Genomic DNA, 20308 nt, shown 5'->3' on the forward strand with positions numbered 1-20308 from the left:
CGGAGATACGCCAGTGCCGCGGAGCCAGGTGCCGAGCAAGGCGCTCCAGTCGGCCGGGGCCACGGCCAGGAGGCGCCGCTGGACCGCATTCGCCTGCTGTTCGTTTACGGGCACGGCGCGGGCGACCGCCGCGAGCAGCAGGAGCGAGGCGAGGGAGGACTACCCAGCTACGTCGATCCGAGTGGATTCCGAGGGTGCCCTATTCCGGCGGTAATGGTTTGGTAACTGCCGTCTTCTAGGGTTCGCCGCGCCAGATCGCCCAGCCCCCGAGGTGGCCCATGCATCCGGTCCATGCCGTCGTCGACGCCTGCGGCGAGCCCTGGGTTGCGTGGCTGGCCTCAGGCTGCCGCCGCTTCGGTCCGGTCGCTGATGGCGGTCGTGTCCCCTGCAGCCGAGCTTCCGCCGAAGGCCCGCACAAGGCGTTGCGGCGAACTGTCTCGTCAGCCATGAAGGGGGAGAGACGGTGTTCCAGGCGCTGGGGCTGACGGAGACGGAAACCCGGTTGTACACCCTGCTGATACGGGCCGATCCATGCCGGGAAGACTCGGTGGCGGAGCTACTCGGGGTGCCCCCGGAACAGGCTTCGGCGGCCGTGGACGGCCTGGCCGCCAAGGGCCTGCTGACTCGCGCCGACGGAAATCGCACCCGGCTGATCGTGTCACCGCCCGACATCGCGGGAGAGGTGCTGCTGTTGCGGCGGATGCAGGAGCTGCACACTGCCCGTGCGGCTCTGGGGCGCCTGGCGGACGAGTACCGCACCGCGTCCTGGCCAGACGACGTACGGACGCTGGTGGAGGCGACTCCAGAGGCAGCAGTGGCACAGCGTGTCGAGCAGATTCAGCGCAGAGCGCGCCACGAGGTGTTGATCCTCGATGTGCCGCCCTATCTGACGCCACCGGCGCCGGACAGGGGCGTCACGAACAACACCGAGCTCCAGCGGCTGGCGGAGGGCGTGCGCTATCGGACGGTGTACGACCGGCGGGCGATCGAGGGGGATGGCGGTCTGACCCGGGTCTCCCGCTACATGGCGGCGGGTGAGGAGGCCCGCATCGCCCACCGGGTGCCGCTCAAGGCGATGATCGTGGACCGCGAGCTGGCAATCGTCCCTGCGGTCGCGCGCGAAACGGGACGCGCGGCTGGTTCGGCCCTGATCCATCCAAGCCCACTTCTGGACGGACTGATCGAACTGTTCGAGCTGATCTGGTCGCGGGCACTGCCCATCGAAGCCTCGGGCGTGCCGCACGCGGAAGCGCCCGCACTCGACGGGGAGGACCGTCAGCTGCTCACCCTCCTGCTCAGCGGCCTCACCGATGCGGTTATCGCCCGTCAGCTCGGCATTGGACAGCGGACCGTGCTGCGACGCGTGCGCAAGCTGATGGACCGGGCGGGGGCGGTGACTCGCATGCAACTGGCGTGGTACGCCGCATGGCACGGCTGGATCGGACCGGTGACAACCAACGATCGGCGGACGCCCCCCAAGCACCGGTGAACTGGTCGTACCTGGTGCGCCGCTTGGCTCAGGCGAGGCCAACGGTTGCGCGAGGGCCCGCCGCGAGGCCGGTTGACACCCGCAGGCGGCCCGGGCCGGGCAAACCCGGGCTGCCACGACCGGGTGCCGGGCGGTCTGCGACGCCCGGCACCCGGTCGGCTGGAGAGGTCAGGGCGCCCGGACCCCGTACGCCCGGAGGATGGTCTGCCGCACCGTGTTGCCGACGGCGTCGGCGGCCGTGGCCCGAAGCGAGACGAAGCCGTCCGTCCGCGGGTTCTTCACCTTGGCGGTGCCGTCCTCGACCTCGACCGGCGTCCAGGTGGTCCCGTCGTCGTAGGAGACCTCCAGGCCGGTGAGGGTGGTCGGGGACGGGGCCGCGCCGGGGCTGCGCTGCACGGTCACGGTCAGCTCCGAGGTGCTGGCGGCGACCGCCGAGTTGCTCATGTCCAGGCCCTTGACCTCGGCGCGGACCCCGAGCAGCGGCAGGACCGTCAGCTCGTTCGACGCCGCGGAGCGGAAGGTCCACTCGCACTCGACCCGGGTGGAGAGCCCGGCGTACGGCCGGTTGCGGGTGAGCACCCCGTGCAGCGTGTAGACGCCCTCGTCGGCCGGCACCACCGTGCCGGACTGGTACCACCCGACGGCGTTCCACCGCTTGATCAACTGGCCGTCCCGGGACAGGTCGAGGAAGCCCTCGGCGCCCCAGTCGACGCCGGTCTCACCCTCGTTGCCGCTGATCAGCCACTGCACCCCGTTCCAGTTGTGCAGGCCCATTTCGTTGCCCAGCCGGGCCAGCGCGTCCAGGCCCATGTTGGGGCCGAGCACGGCGCCGTTCCAGACCAGCCGGTTGTCCTGCCCCGGCCCGTAGGTGCGGGGCGCGATCTCGGCCGGCATCCGGCCCGCGACCCGGATCCGGTCGTTCCACGCGCCCGGGGTGCGCCAGTCGACCACCTTCGACGGGAACGCCACCGGCTGGTCGAAGATCGCCATCGGGTGCCCGTCGGCCGGGGTTGCGCCGCTGTCCCCGCCCGACGGAGCGCCCTGCGCCCGGTAGTCCACGGTCACCCGGGCCAGGCCCTCCCGACCGGTCCGGTACGACAGGTCCGCCGGCACGCCGCCCGTCCGCTTGTCGACCACGTGGTAGAAGAACGGGCTCGGCGCCGTCGACGACGCGCCCTTGCGGGCGAACGTGGCGTGCGCCCGGTAGGAGACGGCTGGGTCGGCCACGGGGGCCACGTACAGCGTGCCGAAGTCGACCGCCCGGCCGACCGTCGCGCTGACCTCGCGCGTCCCGTCGGTGACCGGCAGCGATACGCCCGCGACCAGGGAGACCCCCTCGGCCTCGGTGTCGTCCACCCGGACGTCGACCGGGCTGGCGGTCCGCGCGTCCAGGGTCACCGTCCGGTCCGCGTCCATGGTCACCGGGACGACGACCAGGCTGGTGCTGCGCGGGGCGGAGGTGCCGATGCCCTGCACCGCCCAGTACTGGCCCTCCGGCACGGTCTGCGTGGCGGAGCCGCCGGAGAGGTTGAGGAAGTACGTGGCCTCGCTGTAGCGGTCGATGAGCTGCACCGTGCCCTTGGCCGGCTGGCCGGCGCGGTCGATCGCAGTGGCGGTCAGCCGCCACGACGGTACCGGGGTGTGGTCGCCGAGGAGGCTGCGTACCGAGACGGCGCCGTCGGCGGTGGCCGCGGTGAGTACGGCGGCCTGCGTGCCGCGCGGCATCACGTCGTGGACCGTCACGGTGACCGACGCGGTGCCGTGCGCGGGCACCGTGACGCTCTGCTGGTCGAGGGTGAACATGGCCGGGTTGCCGGGCTGCCCGCCGGGCGAGGACGGGGTGTCCACGGTCAGGCCCAGGGTGACGGCGGTGTCGCCGTCGTTGCGGTAGGTCAGCTCATGGCTCTTCTCGGTCCCCGGCTGGCGTCCCCAGCCGGCGACGGCGGTGAGGTTCGCCGGGGAGACGGTGACCGGCTGGCCGACCGCTCGCGCCACGTCCACCCGCCCGGTGCCCTGCTGGTACGGGTTCAGGCCGGCGTTCGGCGTGGCCGCGCCGAGCAGGGCCGCCTTGAGCTGCGCCCCGGTCCAGGTCGGGAAGCGCTGGGCCAGCAGCGCGGCGGCGCCGGCGACGTGCGGGGTGGCCATCGAGGTGCCGCTCATCGCGACCGAGCCGCCGCCGAGCCCGGCGGCGACGATGCCCACGCCGGGCGCGGTGATCTCCGGCTTGACCGCGTGATCACCGACCCGGGAGCCCCTGCTGGAGAAGTACGCGAGCTTGTCGGAGCGGTCGACCGCGCCGACCGACAGCGCCGCGTCGGCGGTGCCGGGACTCTCGACCGTGGACACGCCGTTCTCGCCGGAGTTGCCGGCGGCCACCACGAAGAGCGCGCCGGTCTGCGCGGAAAGTTCGTTGATCGCCTGCTCCAGGGGGTTGACCCCCGGCTCGTCCGGGCCGCCGATGCTCATGTTCACGACCTTTGCGCCGGCGGTGGTCACCGCCCACTCCATGCCGGCCAGCGTCGCCGAGTCCGGGCAGCTTCCGCCGGCGGTGCAGATCTTTCCGACCACCAGCCGGGCGTCCGGTGCGACGCCGCGCAGCGTGCCGTCGGTCGTGCCGCCGATGGTGGACAGGACGTGGGTGCCGTGGCCGTGGTCGTCCTCGGCGCTGCCGACCCCGGTGAAGTCCTGCGCCATGGCCACCCGGCCGGCCAGCATCGGGTGGTCCGAGTCGTAGCCGCTGTCCAGCATGGCCACGGTGACGCCCTTGCCGGTCGAGCCGGACTGCCAGGCGGTGGGCGCGCCGATCTGCGGCACGCTGTGGTCGAGTGTCACCCGGGTCCGCCCGTCCAGCCACACCCGGCTGACCTCACTGCGCATCCGCCCGCCGGCGGTGAGCTGCCGCCAGAACGACTTCCGTTCCGCCTTCCCGGTCCGCATGGCGGTCATCCGCAGCCGGGTGAGGTCCCGGGTCACCCGGGCGGCGGGGAGCAGCCGGCCGAGGGCCGGCGCGGCCGTCCCCCGCGGGTGCTCGACGATCAGCGGCAGGTCCGCCTGGTGGGCGTCGTCGTAGCCATATTCGACGAGCCGGTCCACGTCGAAGAAACGGGCGTCGAGTGCGCCGTCGGCGACCAGGGGCAGCGCGTCGGACGGGAAGACGGAGATGTCCCCGGGACCGTCCGAGCGGGTGGTGAAGGTGATGTCCTCCCGTCCCTCGCCGGCCTGCGGCGCCACGGAGAGCACCCCGGTCGGGCCGGTGGTGACGGTCAGCGTGTCCCCGGTGACCAGGGTGAGGGTGACGGTGCGGGCGGCGCCGCCGGCGGTGACGCCGGCCGGTGGTGACGCCGTGGTCGAGGCGGCGGCCGGTACGCCGCCGAGGGTGAGCGGGAGGACAACGGCCAGCGCGGCCGCCACCCTCCGGGTCCGGTGTGGCACGAGTTCTCCCTGGTGTCGAGGGCTAGGAGGATCGGATGACGCACGCCTGGCGGGCCGGTTCCGGTCACCCCGGGCCGGGGTCCGTCCGGACGCCGCCGGTGTCGATCCGGAAGCCCGGGCCACCGTCGACGGTGGTCACCTCCCACACCGGGTAGCCGTGCCGCGCGCACCATTCGGTGACGGCGACGCGTACCCCGGGGTCGTCGGTGACCAGGTCGATGATTCCGCCGACGGGAAGCTGCCGGGTTCGCGCCGCGAGCACGGCGGCGACCCGGGCCCACGGCTCGCCACCCGCGTCGACGACGACGGCGGCGGCGGGTGGGTGATCAGCGGGCATCGGGATCCTCGATGGTCGTCCGGGCGGCCGGTCGGGACCGACGGGCCGTGGGTCGACGGGACGCTAGGAGGCGGCCGTTACCGCGGCATTACCGGCCTCGCCGTCGGCGTGGACCAGCTCCGCGCGGAGCGCCCCGGCGCGGGTCAGGTCGCGTCGGGCCACCGCGCCGCCGGCTACCACCGCGGCCCGCGCCTCCAGCAGCCGGACCAGCCCGTACGGGTACGGCATGGCCTCGGCCCGCTCCACGCTGGCGCCCAGCACGTCGAGCGCCTCGTCGGCCCGGCCGAGCGCGGTCAGCGCCAAACCGTGCACCCGGCCCGCCTCGACCCCGGCGACCCGGTCGGCACCCTCCCGTACCGCGGCGGCGACCCGTCGGGCCGTCTCGGCGTCCCCGGCCACCAGGTGCGCCCAGGCCCGGATCGGGGCGGCGCCCGCCGTCTCCACCTCCGTTAGCAGGGCGAGCGCCGCCAACGGGTCACCGCGCCGGACCGCGATCTCCGCCAGCCCGGTCCGGGCGTCGGAGAGGGCCTGCCGGTCGCCGGTGGCGGCGGCCAGGTCCTGGCACTCCGCCAGGCACGCCTCCGCACTCTCGAGGTCGTCCGTCCAGAGCCGCAGTGTGCCGAGGTTGACCAGCGCGTACGGCAGGCACCACGGGGTGCCGAGCGGCCGGGCCAGGGTCGCGGCAGAGCGGAGCAGCCGAATGCCCGGGGCCCAGTCGCCGAGCAACAGATGCAGCCGGCCCAGGTTGCCCCGGCGGAAGGCGAGCAGCGCCGGATCGCCGGTGCGTACCGCCAGATCGAGCGCCCGCCGGGCGAACCGCCGCGCCTCGGCCAGCCGACCGTCCAGGCAGGCCAGCTCGCTGAGCTGCGCCGTGACCTTTCCGGCCACGTCCGGGTCGTCGGCCGCCTCGGCGAGCGGCAGCGCCGCCCGGGCGGCGGCGTCGGCCTCGGCGGTACGGTGCAGAAGGGCCAGGCAGACCGACCGGTTGACCAGCGCCCGAACCACCTCCCGGCGGCCGACCGGACGAGACCGGACGGATCCGTCCAGGTCGATGGTGCCGGCTGTGGGCGGCCCATCCGGGGCGGCATCAGGTGCGGACCCGCCGTCCAGGTCGACGTCGAGGCCGCGGGCCACCCGGAGCGCGGCGTCGGCGGCGGCGAGGCTGTCGGCATACCGCCCGGTGGCGAACCGGGTCAGCGCCTCGGCCAAGTGGTGGGCAGCCCGCGTCGCCGGGGCCACCCCCGGCTCGTCCAGCGGGGTGGCGGCCAGCAGCTCGCCCGCATCAAGCGGCCGTCCCGCACCGACCAGGACCTGGGCGAGAGCGGCCCCGGCGGCCACCACACGGTCCGCGCGGACGTCCGCGTCCGGCCGGGAACGCCACGTGGCCAGTGCCTCGGTCAGGACCCGTTCCGCCTCCGGGTAACGGGCCAGCCGGTGAAGCACCTCGCCCCAGGCCAGCCGCGCGTCGGCGGCGGACGGGTCCCCGGCGACGTCCAGCCGCTCCACCAACGAGGCGTAGTAGCCGGCGGCGCTGTCGTTGGCGTAGAGCAACGCCGCCCGGCGCGCGGCCCGCCACAGGTACGGCACGGCACGCGGGTCATCAGCCCGGGTCAGGTGGTACGCCAGCACGTCGACCGCGTCCGGCCGGTTCCGCAGCACCGCGTCGGCGTACGCGCCGTGCAGCTGCCGCCGGACGACCGCGCGCAGCCGACGCGCAGAGGCCATCCGGATCAGCGGGTGCCGGAACCCGTACCCGGGCACCCGCCGCCCCTCGACCAGCACCTCGCGTTCCTCCACGATCCCGGCGTCAATCGCCTCGGCCAGCGCAGCGACCGCCGCCGGGCGCGGCACCGGGGGCCAGAGTCCCTGCCCGGCCACCTCGAAAACCTCCGTCAGCGGCGCGTCCCCACCGGCAACGGCGAGCGCCTCGACCACCCGACGGGCCGGGACGGTCAACCGGCCCAGCCGGGCATTGACGAGCTGCCGGACGGCGACCGGCACCCCGGCCTCACCGACGCCTTCCTCGGCGCCGGCCGGGGCCAGATCAACCTGGCGGAGCGGGCTGGCCAGCTCGATCGCGAAGAGCGGATTGCCCAGCGACAGCGCGTACACCCGCGCCAGCTCGGGCTCGGCGAGCGGACAGCCCGCCGCCTCGGTCACCAGCCGGTCGCAGTCGGCGCGGCTGAGCCGCATCAGCTCGATTCGTTGGGCAAGACCGTGCCGCTGGACGGCCTCCAGGGTGCGGCGCCGCCCGTCGTCCGCCGGCAGGTCCTCGTCCCGCCAGGTGGCGAGGAACCGCCACGGCCGGTCACCGACCGAACGGGCCAGGTTGTGCAGGAGCTGCGCCGAGCCGGCGTCAGCAGCGTGCAGGTCGTCCAGAACCACCAGCAGCGGCCGGGCGGAAAGATCGGTCAGCAGCGCGGCGACCGCCGCGAAAATCCGGCCGCGCTCCTGATCAGCGTCACCCGCTGCGGGCGGGACCAACCCGAGGCTGGGCAACAAGGCGGCCAGCTCTGGATACTGCGCGCCAACCGCAGCCCGCTCGCCGGGTGGCCGGTCGGCAAGGTAACCGTCGAGCGCCTCGACCCAGGCCCCGTACGGTGTGTGCCCCTCGGCCTCGTGCCCCGCGCCCCAGAGCACCAGGGAACCGGCCGCGGCGTGCCGGCGGGCCGCCTCGGTCACCAGCCGGGTCTTGCCGACACCGGCCTCGCCGCTGATCAGCACGACCGGGGTGGCGGCCGGCTGGTCCGGCCCGAGCAACGACAGGGCGTGTTCCCGGCCGGCCAGGGCAAGCCGGCCGGGCCGCCGCGCCTGGGCCGGCAACCGCGGGGCGGGCGCGGTTGCCGGCGCCGTCGCCGAATCGGCGAGAGCCCGCCGGTACAGCCGCTCGACCACGGGCCCCGGCCGGGCGCCGAGTTCGGCCGCGAGCAGCTCGCGGCAGCGGTGGTACTGCCGGACCGCGTTGCGTCGCTGGCCGAGCGCCAGGTACGCGCGGATCAGGGCGGCGTGCGCGTCCTCGGCGGTGGGGTCCTGCTCGAGCATCGGCATCAGCAGGTCCACGGCTCGCTGCGGCAGGCCCGCCGCGCAACTCGCGTCGGCCAGGGCGAGCGCCACCCGGTGCCGGCGTACCGCGAGTGCCTCCCGGCTGGCGGCGATCCAGGTGGCGTACCTGTCCTCGGGCAGCAGTTCGGCGGCGAGTCCGGCGTGCGCCTGCTCCAGCAGCTCCAGCGGGGCGGGCGTGGCGGCCAGCGCCGTGCCGGCCAACGCGAGCGCCTCGTCGAGGTCGACCGAAACCAGGGTGGGGCACAGGACGATCAGGTCCCCCTCGGTGAGCAGATACGACGAGGGGGTACGCGGCGCCAGCTCCGGCTCGAGCGCGTGCCGAGCGGTGTGCAGCGCGACTCGCAGGTTCCGGACGGCGGCGTCCGGTTCGGCGTCGGGCCAGCACACGTCCATGGCCTCGTCGCGGTGCAGCCGGTGGCCGGGAGAGACGGCGAGGAGCTTGACGAGCGTCCGGGCGCTCGGCCGCCGCCAGCGCTCCAGCGGGGGCAGATCGCCGGGGCGCTCGGCTCGGAAGCCGCCCAGCAGGTACAACCGCAGCGACGGCGTACCAAGATCCATGGGCGGGACCCTAGCCGACACCTACGGCCAGCCGGAATGGTGTGACGTGCGGAAATCGAACCAGTGGAAGCGGAACGGCCACCCGATCGATGATCGTGCGGCCGTTCCGGCGTCCGGTGCCCCCCGCTCGCGACCACGGGTGTCGTCTACGACTGCACCGGCGCCTCGCGCTGGGATTCCGCCACGCCACCCAAGCTCTACGGATCCGCTGGCGTCGACTCAACCTGACCACCGGCCAGTGGTCCACCGTCACCGTCTACGCGCCCACCAGCCTCAGCGCTCGCCGCAGGCAGCCCCTGCCGAACCAGCCGGCTGGCTGCGCGGGCACTGGGCGATCGAGGCCCTGGATGCCGAAGCCCGACGGAACAGACACAGCGCGTTCATGCGTCGGAAAGCTCGAGGTGCGCAGTAGGCAAGGCGGCCTTGATGCGGTGTGGTCACCGCCGATGAGGGCGAGCGCCTGGCCGCTCGACCCGACGCGGATCACATCCACAGGAGGTCAATCAGTGCTCATGACGGAATCGCGACGCCGATACGGAACAGTCGCGGGTGCGGCGGCGCTTCTGGTCGTCGTCGGGACGGGTGTGGCGGGGGCCAGTACGACGCCGTACGAGTACGACGTCGAGGTGTCGATCGGCTACACGTCGACCGAGCGGCCAGCGCCGGGCGTGCTGCACAAGGCGTTCACCGTGACTACCTCGCATGGCTCGTCCGAAGGGCACCTCCTCGAGATAGACCTGAGCAACCCGAAGGTCTCGACCGAACTCCTGCACGCGGAGCATGTCGCAGAGGGAACAACCCTCACAGACATGGCTGCCAGCAAGGGCGCGTTCGCAGCCGTGAACGCCGACTTCTTCAACATGGCGTACTGGGAGAACAACCCCGGGCTTGCGACCGAGTCGGCGGATGGCCCGGAGATCACCGGCGGGCGGCTGCGGAAAGGCGCGGTTCCCGCGGCCCAGCGCATTGGGCCAGCCATGTCCACTGGTGCGACCGGGCGTGAGGTCATCGGGGTCGGCGTGGACGGGCGCGGTCGGGTCGACGACGTCTCGATCGGTGGCTTCGTGAAGTCCGACGGCTTGGCCGCGGCCGTAGATGGATACAACCAGTTCGCCCTACCCCAGAACGGTATCGGCGTCTACGACGCCAAATGGGGCTCGGTGACCCGCAAGCGCGCGACGTGCGGCAGCGACACGTCCAGGCTCGCCCCGTGCCTCACCGACGGCGTGACCGAGGTTCTGGTCCGCAACGGCGAGGTCGTCGACATCAGCCACGAGGCAGGTAGCGGGCAGATCGGCCGAGACGAGGTCGTACTGCTCGGGCGGGAAGGCGGAGCCGCCGAACTCGACAAGCTCTCGATCGGAGACAGCCTCGACGTCAAGTGGGGTGCGCAGACCTCGGATCGTGTGCCGCTCCGCTGGGCCGTAGGCGGCTTTCCCAACCTCGCCGACGCCCAGCTCGTGGCCGGCCTCGGCGCCAACAACACAGCCGATCTCGCCCCCGGCACCGCCGCAGGGGTAAGCGCCGACGGACTGACCTTCTACCTCGTGGTCGTGGACGGCCGCTCAGCCGTATCGGCCGGCGTGACACGGGTCGAGATCGCCGAAATCCTGCGCCGGGTCGGAGCCGACGATGGCGTACAGCTCGACCGCGGTGGCAGCACGGAAATGATCATGAAGCCCGAGGCGGACACGCCCGACTACGAGATCCTGAACGTCCCGTCGGACCGCGCAGAGCGCCCGTTCCCCAACGGCATCGGTGTCTTCGTCAAGTGACTCCCCGAGATTCGTTGCCCGGTATTGGTCCTGCACCGACTCAGGACCTGCGGAACGGTAACAGCCCATAGCCGCTCCCGAACCGGCCGCCTGAGACCGCTCAACTCAGTGCCCCCACCGACTCGGCGGGCTCGCCAGCCGGTGGGGGCACTGAGCAGTCGGCAGCACGTTCGTACTCAGACGCTTCAGCTCCAGGACGTAGCCGAGGGAACCTCGTATCCCGGCCTGCAGCCAGCCCAGTTCCGCCAACCAGACCGCGACTCGGCACGGATGGCAGAAGTTGCTCGCCGCGCGTCGCCTACCACTCGACTTCGGCAAGGCGCCGCTTGCCGCCCGCCACCGCCCGCTCATCGCCCTGATGGCATCCATACCCTTCACTCGCCGGGAGTGCCGGCCTAGCGTGCCGTAACCGGTGCCTTCAGGCGCAACAGCCACAAAGGAGCCAAGATGGAGCAACCACCGATCACCCGCAGGCGACTTCTCCATCTGGCTGGGGTCGGGGGCGCGACTCTGGTCGCGCCCGCCGCGCTCAACCAGCCAGCATACGGTCAAGCTGCCCCACCAGCCGCCGCTCAGACGCGAACAGTCTCCAGCCAATCAACACACACCAAGATTGATGTAACTCCCACCATTGAGAACGGAATCGCCTGGTACGACGTCGCCCAATGGGGCGTGGAGGGCAAGGGTTGGCAGGACACGGAGCGCTTCTATGATCGCCTTCCCGCCAGAGCGAGATCAACGGTCCGATCGGCGGTGTGGGATCTGAGCCGCGACTCCGCCGGGATGCTGACCCGATTCGAGACTGACTCGCCTGTTTTCCACGCCCGCTACCGCTTGGACTCCTCGGCACTGGACATGTTCCACATGCCCGCGACAGGGATGAGCGGCTTGGATATCTACGGGCGAACCAGCTCAGGTGTCGACCGCTGGCTCGCTGGGACGAAACCGGCGACGCAGCTTGTGGAGCAACGTCTCGTGAGCGGGGTCGACCCTGGTCGCCGGCTCTACACCGCCTACCTTCCGCTCTACAACGGCGTCGAGTTTCTCCAGATCGGCGTGGATCCGGGTGCCTCCTTCCAAGGAGTGCAACCGCGCACCGAACGGCCTGCGGTCTTCTACGGAACCTCCATCATGCAGGGCGGGGTTTCGTCACGCCCAGGCATGTCGATCACCGCAATCCTCGGCCGGCGCTTCGACTGCCCGACGATCAATCTCGGCTTCTCCGGCAACGGCACGATGGATCTGCCAGTCGGCCAACTGCTGACCGAAATCGACGCGTCGGTTTATGTGATCGACTGTCTTCCCAACATGACTCCGGCCATCGTTGCAGAGCGTACCGAGCCGCTCGTGCGCCTGCTCCGCGACGCACGGCCTGACACCCCGATCCTGCTCGTCGAGGACCGGACTTACGCGAATGCCACTTTCGTCGAGTCGTCCCGGCAGCGGCACGCCGGCAGCCGCGCTGCCCTACACGCCGCGTACATGAACCTGCGCACCTCCGGCGTCAAGCATCTGTTCTACCTCGAAGGCGACAACCTGGTCGGCGACGATGGAGAGGGCGAGGTGGATGGATCGCACCCCAGCGACCTTGGAATGGTCCGCTACTGCGACGCCTACGAGCGGGTCCTGCGACCCATCCTGGCATTGGCGCAGTGACGCTCACCGTGGCCAAGCCCCGTTCGGCTGCGGGGCGCGACGTCGGGTGCGGCGAGCCGGAGCAGCCGGTGGCCCTCGGCGACGACCGCGTCGGTGTCGGCGGGTCCCAGCCGGGTGAACAGCTCGACGGTGACGAGCCCGGCGCGACGGTCCAGCTCCCAGACGCCGGACACGATGCCGTCGACGAGGACCGTGGGCCTGATCAGATCCGGCCAGCCGCGAGTGCAGGGCCAGGTACGGGTCGTCGGCGTGCTGGGTGTTGAGGCCGCCGATCGCCTCGACCGTGTCGACCACCCCGGTCGTGCCGCGCCGCCGTGGAGCCCGTCGACGACGACACCTGCCTGCTGCACGTAGGTGCCGAGTCGGCTGCGGACCTGGCGTGGGATGGTCACCTCGGTCGGCGTCGACTTCACCGTGACCGGTCCGCCGGAACTCGTCGACGCGATCCGCGCCCTCGGTGACCTGTGCCGCCGCGCCACCTGACCGCGCCGCCCGGCGGTGTGCCGGCGACCCGCGCGGCGCGGACAGTGGTTGGTTCGGTGCCTCGGCTTCCGGCGGAGCGACATCGATTCGGGCCGGTTGTGCCGGGTTGTCGCTCCCGGTCGTCAGCCTGCCGCCGGATAACCCGAACGGATCCTTGACGGCCCTTTACAGCGTCATTAAGGTCCGGGCCGTAATAACCCAGACGAACGGAGCCACCATGCCCCTCAGCCGTCGTTCGCTCCTCGCGGGTAGCGCCCTTACTGGTGCCGCACTGGCAGTTGGCCACGGGGCGGTGACCGGCCCGGCGTTCGCGCAGGACGAGCAGGAGCTCACGCCGACGAGTTTCGGTCCTGCCTCTTTGACCGCCGCCGTCCGGGGTGCCGCCGTCATCGGCGACAGCGTCTTCATCACCTCCCGGTTCAACACGCCCGAGGGGAAGATGCGACTGGGCGAGTTCGACGTCAACACCGGCGAGATGCGCAGCATCGACGACCTCACCATCCCCAGCAACGGCGGGCAGAAGCTCGCCGCCGACGGCCGGTACGTCTACATCGGCCCCGCCGGCAGCGCGTACGTCTACCGGTTCGACCCGCAGACCAAGGAGCTGGTGGCCTGGGCCCGGGCCGGGGGCAGCACCACCTGGTACTACGACATGGTCGTGCACGGCGAGCACCTCTACATCGGCACGTACCCGGACTGCACCGTCAAGCGGATCCGCCTGGCCGACGCGACGATCGAGACGTACGGCCGCATCTCCACCTCCCAGTACGCGGCGGCCGTGGCGGTCGACGACGAGTACGTCTACGGCGGGTCGGCCGCGCCCGGCACGCTGCTGGCCTGGCCGAAGGCCGGCGGCGCGCCCACCAACCTGACCCCGCACCTCAGCGCCTCGCCGGTCGGCATCCTCGACATGACGGTCTCCGACGGCGTCGTCTACGTGGCCAGCGGCCGGCAGCTGATCTCCTTCCACCGCGACGGCTCCAACCGGGTCTCCCGGGACATCCCCGCCGAGGACCGCTACGTCGACCAGGTCACCGTCGGCAGCGACGGCAAGGTGTACGCGCTGACCCGGCTCACCACCAACCTGTACGAGGTCACCGCCGACGGCCTGGTGAAGGTCGGGCAGCCCCTCGCCAACGTGGAGAACCAGCTCCTCGCCCCGCTGCCCGGCGGCGCGCTGCTCGGCGTCAGCGGGCTGGGACACCTGTGGAAGACGACGCCGGGCGGCACGGCCAGCGTGTGGCAGACCGCCACCCGGGGCTTCGGCTACCCGGAGACCATCCAGTCGATGATGCGGCACACGCGGGGCACGATCTGGGTCGGCGGCCACTACGCGATGACGGTGCACCGCACCGAGGCCGGCACCAACGACCGGTTCGACATCAACGGCGAGGTCAAGACGATGGCCGAGGGCCAGGCCGGCGTGGTCTACGCGGGCCTGTACCCGAGCACGCAGATCGTGGCGGTCGACCCGGACAACTACGAGATCAGTGTGCTGGGCCTGCTCGGCAACGAGCAGCTGCGCACCAAGCGCATCGTCGTGGACCAGCCGCGCAACCAGCTCATCGTGGCGTCCAGCCCGCAGACCACCAAGCACACCGGCGCGCTGACCTTCGTCGACCTGGCCACCAACACCTTCGACTCGCACCGCGAGTTCCTGCCCGAACAGAGCGTCATGGACGTGGTGGTGCAGGGCACCACCGCCTACATCGCCGGCGACACCTACGGCGAGGGCACCACCGGCCCGATCCGCAAGGTCGCGCAGGTGGCGGCCGTCGACATCGTCACCCGTACGCTGCTGTGGCGCGAGGAGATCAAGCCGGACTGGCAGTCGTACGAGAGCCTGCACGTCGTGGGCAACCTGCTCTACGCCATGGGCCGGCGCCCGCGCGGCGCCTGGTTCGCCTACGACCTGCACACCCGCACCATCGTGATGGAGGGCGACCTCGGCGGGTACGGGCAGTTCAACGGGGTCGACGGCCGGGTGTTCTCCTGGGTGCACTGGACCAACGACATCTGCGAGCTGCCGACCGTCCCGGGCGGCGCGGTGACCACGCTGTACGACAACGTGCCGCGCGGCTGGTACAACAACCCGGCGTTCCACTTCACCCCGGACGGCAAGTCGACCTGGGGCATGCACGGCATGGACCTGGCCCGCTTCCCGCTGCCCAAGAAGTAGTCCGAACTGGGCAGGTAGGCCGACCCGCCGACCGGAACGACCGGTAGGCGGTGCGATGGACGGGCCCGCCGGATCACGGCGGGCCCGTCCACCAGAGGTTGCAATCTGGACGGAGACCTGTTGCGGCACGAACGCCAGAACATCGACCCGGCGCTACCGCACATACCAGACGGCGCCCGGCACACCGACGCCCGCCAACGTGCCGCCGTTCGGCTCGAACACGACTTCCCCTTCGACCCGAGCTACGGTCACCGCCTCGACCAGTTGCTCCGCATCCCGGCACCAGCCGCACCCGCCGACTTCGACGAGTTCTGGCGCTCTCGACACGACGCCGCGCGGCAGGTCGCGACGGAGCCCACCATCGGGCCCCTGGAAGAGGAACGCGACGGCGTACGGATCTTCGGAGTGACCTACTCGTCCGTGGGCGGCGTCCGCATCGGCGGATGGCTCGTGCTGCCTGCCGAGTCGGCGGGACCGACCGCGACCGTCAGCGACGTCGAGCACGGGTTCGTCATCGGGCACGGGTATGGCGGCCGGCATGAGGCCGGCCCCTCCGTACCACTGCCGTTGCCCCGGTCGGCGGCGATCCTTCCCTGCGTACGCGGCATGGGCGCGCGCAGCCTGCTGCCGGGCGTACCCGCCCGCGCCGACGCGCATGTGCTGCACGGCATCGACTCGCGTGACCGGTACGTCGTCGGAGACTGCGTCGCCGACCTGTGGTGCGCGGCGTCGGCGCTGCTGCAACTGGTGCCGAGTCTCGACCTGCCCGCTGGCCCGCGCCTGGGCTATGCCGGCGAGAGCTTCGGCGGCGGCATCGGTGCCCTGGCTCTCCCCTGGGACGACCGCTTCGCCGCAGCCCGGTTGACCGTGCCCACCTTCGGCAACCACCCGCTGCGGCTCACTCTCCCGTGTGTGGGCAGCGGCGAGTCCGTCCGCGCATACCACCGTGAACACCCGGGAGTGACGCAGGTCCTGCGATACTTCGACGCCGCCACGGCCGCGACGAGGCTGCGCATCCCGACACTGGTCGCGCCCGCCCTCTTCGACCCCGCCGTGCCGCCACCGGGCCAGTTCGCCGTGCACAACGGCCTGGCCGGGCCGCGCGAGCTACACGTGCTGACCGCCGGGCACTTCCCCCACGCCGACAGCCAGACCGAGTACGAGGAACTCGTCGCGGCGAGCCAGCGCTTCTTCGGACAGCACCTCGACGACGGCGCCGACGAACCGAAGGTCTGACGGCCGGCACCGGCCCAGGACAGGATCCGGTCGCCGCGCCTCACGGCCCGGCGAACGAGACCGAGACGCTGCCAGGCGTGGGCGTCTTCGTCGCTGAGTAGGGCCCTCCCTACAGTCAGCCGAAGCGGCCTGGACCCCTCACTTGTAAGAAACTGCGCGCTTCGTCTAGCGGCGCCCGTCCGCGTCCATGACCTCGGGCTACGAACCACGCCCGATCGCCGCCGGCTGTCCTCATCTCGGGCCGTTGCTGTCGACAGCGGTTATGGCAGGCGGGACTCGCCTTCGGATCCTAGAGTGGCGTCCATGTCGGGCCGGCGGGAACGCATACGTCGGGAGCTGGGTGGCTTCCTCAAGGAGTATGGCCGCAGCTCTCGATCTCGCAACGGCATGGATCCGAACGATCGCCAGTACAGCCGCAAACTGGAGACCGAAATCAAGCGAATGCGCCCTGAGGACCTCGACCGCCTGATGCGGGACGACGAAGACGACGAGCAGTAGCCACGGACCGTCAGTTTGGAAGGTGCCTGTCGTCTGTCCGGCAGCTAGGCCAGCCTCCCTGCTGAGCAGCAACGCAACCAGAGGTGAAGCGGCCGGATTGCTCAGTTCTGCTACGGCCTGCCGCCTCCGGTTGCCCCCTCTTGACCGCTGTGTCGGGCACGCCTCGGGCACGCTTCGCGGGTAGCGCTGCTGCCCCAACTCGGGGATGATCATCGTCATGTCGGAGCAAGATCTGGCCGGAACCTGGCGTCGCATCATCCGGGGGGACAGCAAGTCCTGGGTCGTGTTCGCCCACGGCACGTGCGTCGTGCTACCAGACCCCGGACCCAGCGTTGACCTCGCCGCTCAGGCCGTCGACATCCTGCGCGAGTACGGCCCCGTCTACGCCGGCTCACCTGCTGGAGACTTTGGCACCATCACCCTCGACCCCGGTCCCGGATGGGTGGTCTACGGCCACCACAACGACGTGCTGACCTACGTAGGACCCGACGAGATCTCGGACAGCAATGATCTGGCCGTTGGTCTGTACGGACGCAGCAAGCGAGACCAGGACGGCCGTGAGCTTGACGTCGTACACGTCGAGGACAAGCGGCCTCGGTAAATCGGGGCCGAGCCGCTCCCGTCGTCAGACGTTGAAGCGGAACTTAGAGCTACTGCCCTGCCAACAGCAGGAACGGCCCGCGATACCTGCTCACACGACGTCTCGGGCTGCCAGCGTTGGTGGCTGGTTGTCGACGTTTGACACTGTCTTGTGCCCCCTGCGTGCCCCGGAGGCGGTGGCGACGGCCTGGGCCTGGTCCTCGTCGACTCCTTGACCCCCAGGCAACCAACACGGGCCGCTGACCTGGGATCGCCAGGGTGGTCTAGCTGCGGACTCCTTCCGTTGGCGTCCGTGGGCGTCCGTGGCGGTGCGCCCCGATTGTCACCCAGTTCGACTCCTGTGCATTCGGGATAGCCTCCGAGCATGCGTTACCTCACCCGGCTGTTCGCCCTCGGCGCGCTCGGCCGCAGGAAAGGCGTTGAGTAGTTCGTCGGACCCATCACGCTGGCAGGCGTCCGCTGGGTCGCGGTCTGGCCCTGGCAGGACGGCTACAATGTGTCCGTCCATGACGTACAGGACCTGGACGACGAGCACTACCGCGATCTGTCCGTGTTCCCGCCCCTCGACCCCGAAGACGAAGACGACACGGGCTACGGCCGCGTGATCGGCCACGTTCCAGATCCGGGCGAAGCGTTGGAGCTGGCGGAGCGGGACACTGGCACCTCCCCGGATCGGTGGGTCAACCACGGGTTGCCTGGGAGGACTATGCGGACTTCGCGTTGGCGAGGCGAGCCCAGCACCGGCCCTGACCGTCAGTTTGGAAGGTGCCTTGAATTGCACACAGTGCCCCTGGCAGGGACGGCCCACCTGGTGGGTTAGTGGTACGCCGTAGCAGGCCACCCTGTCGGTGTGTCTTTAGTTGACCCCTGTTGACCAACCGGACGGGCACGCGTCGGGCACGCAAGCTCCCGGTCCGTGAGCATACGGTCACCGGTCGATGAGCTGCTTGAAAGACGCCAAGCTGGTATGGCAGGCCACCGTCACGGTTTTGGTCGATCACTACACGTCACCCTGGCAAGTGTTCGGCGCTGATCGCCATCTAGCATCACCTCGTGGTTTTAACTAGCACGAACTCAGCTGGCGGGCTGCCGCCTCGGCGTCTCCCGCTGGGAGTCAACATCGCAAGCGCATCGTTGGTTCTTCAGGCGTCGTTGCTAATATTCGCGGCGATTTCCGCCGTATACGCCCAAGCGGGCATCAACGCTGCCGTAAACGACGCAGCGGGTCGTTCCAGCGTCCCGGTAGACAGCAGTTCGGTCGCACTCAAGGCGTCCTACTTCCATTTCGAAGCTCGGCTTACCCTGTGGTATGCAGTTTTCTTCGCGCCTGCATTGGTTGGCGTCGCGTTGTGGGTCAGGACGGGTCAACAGAGTGCGAGAGTAGTCGCCCTCGCAACGAGCCTGCTTAGCGTGCTTTGCTGTTGCGGTTCCGGGGGGTGGCTATGGCTATCTGACGAACCAACAGAAATTGATGAAGCACTTCCGGCCGCATTCGGTCGAATATATCCAGCATGGGTCGAACTGGGTAAGCTCGGACTAGTAGTGTCCTTTGTGCCCGCATTTATCGCGGCAGCCGCACTGGTCTACAGTGGGCGTACCGTTGCCCGCACCTCCCCAGGATCGAACCAGTGACCTCTTCGGTGTGAAAGAACCAGCACGGCTCACTGGCTTGCACTGACAGCAAGCGCGACCTGCGGGAACTGAGTCGGCTCTCGTGTCACGGACCGCGCCCCCGACGGACACCGCCACAGTGGCGCAGTTGACCCAACCTCGCCCGGCACGGACCCGGCTCCCGGGGTCGGAGCTGGCCACCCCTTCCCCTCCCAGGTGAGCAGTTGACCTGACCCCGAGCGGCTGCGAGCCGGCTCCTGTACGACCGGCATGCCCTCGGCGGACACCACCCCCATGCCTGGGGCTTGCCGCGCGGACCCGGCACGCGCCCCTCCCTGCGCCGCGCCCCTCCCTGCGCCGCGCTGCTCCGGCGCGGCGCGGCCGGCTGCCGGCGACGAACCTCCACCACTCTCCCCGCTATCCCGTCTGCGGCGGCCCCGGGCTCCCCGCTCTCCGCGCCAGCCGCCGGGCGTGTTGCGTGGCCGGCGTGGAGCGACAGCGGAGCGTCGGACGCGCACCCAGGCGACGGCGCGTACGGCCCGTCAAGGGCCACCTTGATAGATGTACAGAAAGTCCTCCCAGACCGCCGGCAGCCGGCTGTCCGGTCTCAGGACCTCAGTGACAGATCGGTCTCAGGACCTGGGTGACAGTGTGCGTCGATGTCACAGGGGGCGCGGAAACTATCGGCCGTGGACGTAGACCGGTTCTGGCAGATCGTGGAACGGGCACGGGAGGCAGCCGGTCCAGCGGCGGATCGAGCAAGGCAGGACGGGCCGAGCGCGGTGGCCGAGGCGCTGGTGGTGGAGCTGACACGCCTACCGCTGCCTGAGATCGTGGCGTTCGACCAGACGCTCAGCGACCTGTGCGATCTGGCTGACACAGGGGATATCGCCGCAGCGTGCTGGATCATCGAGCGTGCGTTCCTCTCCGACGACCGGTTCTCGGACTTCCGCGCAGGACTCATCGGCCTCGGACGAAGCGCGTTCGAAGCCGTCATCACCGAACCCGACACGCTCGCTGAGCACCCTGCGGTGCAAGAAATAAGCACATCAGACGGGCATGATCTCTGGATCGGCGACGAGACGCTGCTGTTCGCCGCGCCGGAGGCGTACGAGCAGCACACCGGCGACCCCGACGCCTTCTGGGACGCTGCCGACGCTACCGAGGTAAACACGGCTCGACCGACCCGCGCCCCGAAACCTAACGACGAGCGCTGGGACCTTCGCAACGAAGACGAGTGGCGAAGACGGCTGCCCAAACTCGCCGCGCTGTTCCTCACCCATCGCTTCATACAGGGGTAGTCCCGAGGCACTGCGCCACCTAGAGCGCCACCCAGGTCCTGAGACCGATCTGTCACGGAGGTCCCGAAACCGGACACGCCGGCAGCCGGC

At 70.7% G+C, this 20308-nt stretch carries 13 protein-coding genes; 9 read left to right on the forward strand and 4 right to left on the reverse strand.

Annotated elements, in window-relative coordinates; all coding sequences use genetic code 11:
• Window positions 1-463: 463 nt before the first annotated feature.
• Window positions 464-1489, forward strand: coding sequence for a helix-turn-helix domain-containing protein (locus ACGF5C_RS21870; protein ID WP_393304248.1), 1026 nt, complete (start codon window positions 464-466; stop codon window positions 1487-1489).
• Between the two features lie 168 nt (window positions 1490-1657).
• Here ACGF5C_RS21870 and ACGF5C_RS21875 read toward each other — a convergent pair whose 3' ends face one another.
• From ACGF5C_RS21875 to ACGF5C_RS21885, 3 genes are all read right to left on the reverse strand, one after another.
• On the reverse strand, window positions 1658-4921 hold the full coding sequence (locus ACGF5C_RS21875) for a S8 family serine peptidase (protein WP_393304250.1): 3264 nt from the start codon (window positions 4919-4921) through the stop codon (window positions 1658-1660).
• Window positions 4922-4985: 64 nt separating this feature from the next.
• Window positions 4986-5258, reverse strand: a complete 273-nt coding sequence (locus tag ACGF5C_RS21880) for a sulfurtransferase TusA family protein (protein WP_393304252.1) — start codon at window positions 5256-5258, stop codon at window positions 4986-4988.
• 63 nt (window positions 5259-5321) lie between these two features.
• Entirely contained in the window at window positions 5322-8879 is a 3558-nt protein-coding gene (locus tag ACGF5C_RS21885; protein WP_393304254.1) for an ATP-binding protein, read from the reverse strand.
• A gap of 512 nt (window positions 8880-9391) precedes the next feature.
• Between ACGF5C_RS21885 and ACGF5C_RS21890 the strand changes: the two genes are divergently transcribed.
• Entirely contained in the window at window positions 9392-10654 is a 1263-nt protein-coding gene (locus ACGF5C_RS21890) for a phosphodiester glycosidase family protein (protein ID WP_393304316.1), read from the forward strand.
• Between the two features lie 447 nt (window positions 10655-11101).
• Window positions 11102-12310 (forward strand): SGNH/GDSL hydrolase family protein, encoded by a 1209-nt coding sequence (locus ACGF5C_RS21895; RefSeq protein ID WP_393304256.1) that lies wholly within the window; start codon window positions 11102-11104, stop codon window positions 12308-12310.
• On the opposite strand, the gene ACGF5C_RS21900 is transcribed toward ACGF5C_RS21895, so the two are convergent.
• On the reverse strand, window positions 12268-12723 hold the full coding sequence (locus ACGF5C_RS21900; RefSeq protein ID WP_393304258.1) for a DNA glycosylase AlkZ-like family protein: 456 nt from the start codon (window positions 12721-12723) through the stop codon (window positions 12268-12270). The genes ACGF5C_RS21895 and ACGF5C_RS21900 overlap by 43 nt on opposite strands.
• On the opposite strand from ACGF5C_RS21900, the gene ACGF5C_RS21905 reads away from it, so the two are divergent.
• From ACGF5C_RS21905 to ACGF5C_RS21930, 6 genes are all read left to right on the forward strand, one after another.
• Window positions 12665-12793, forward strand: a complete 129-nt coding sequence (locus tag ACGF5C_RS21905; RefSeq protein WP_393304318.1) for a hypothetical protein — start codon at window positions 12665-12667, stop codon at window positions 12791-12793. The genes ACGF5C_RS21900 and ACGF5C_RS21905 overlap by 59 nt on opposite strands.
• 217 nt (window positions 12794-13010) lie before the next feature.
• Window positions 13011-14972, forward strand: a complete 1962-nt coding sequence (locus ACGF5C_RS21910) for a YncE family protein (RefSeq protein WP_393304260.1) — start codon at window positions 13011-13013, stop codon at window positions 14970-14972.
• A gap of 120 nt (window positions 14973-15092) precedes the next feature.
• Window positions 15093-16208, forward strand: a complete 1116-nt coding sequence (locus ACGF5C_RS21915) for an acetylxylan esterase (RefSeq protein WP_393304262.1) — start codon at window positions 15093-15095, stop codon at window positions 16206-16208.
• Between the two features lie 303 nt (window positions 16209-16511).
• The gene (locus tag ACGF5C_RS21920) at window positions 16512-16706 is read left to right on the forward strand and encodes a hypothetical protein (protein WP_393304264.1); all 195 of its coding nucleotides are present in this window, start codon (window positions 16512-16514) and stop codon (window positions 16704-16706) included.
• A gap of 205 nt (window positions 16707-16911) precedes the next feature.
• Complete coding sequence (locus tag ACGF5C_RS21925) at window positions 16912-17307, forward strand: hypothetical protein (RefSeq protein WP_393304266.1); 396 nt, start codon at window positions 16912-16914, stop codon at window positions 17305-17307.
• Window positions 17308-19576: 2269 nt separating this feature from the next.
• Window positions 19577-20218: a DUF4240 domain-containing protein gene (locus tag ACGF5C_RS21930; protein WP_393304268.1), complete on the forward strand. Its 642-nt coding sequence runs from the start codon at window positions 19577-19579 to the stop codon at window positions 20216-20218.
• The last annotated feature ends 90 nt before the right edge of the window (window positions 20219-20308 follow it).

Source organism: Micromonospora sp. NPDC047620 (genome assembly GCF_043205005.1).
GTDB lineage: Bacteria > Actinomycetota > Actinomycetes > Mycobacteriales > Micromonosporaceae > Micromonospora.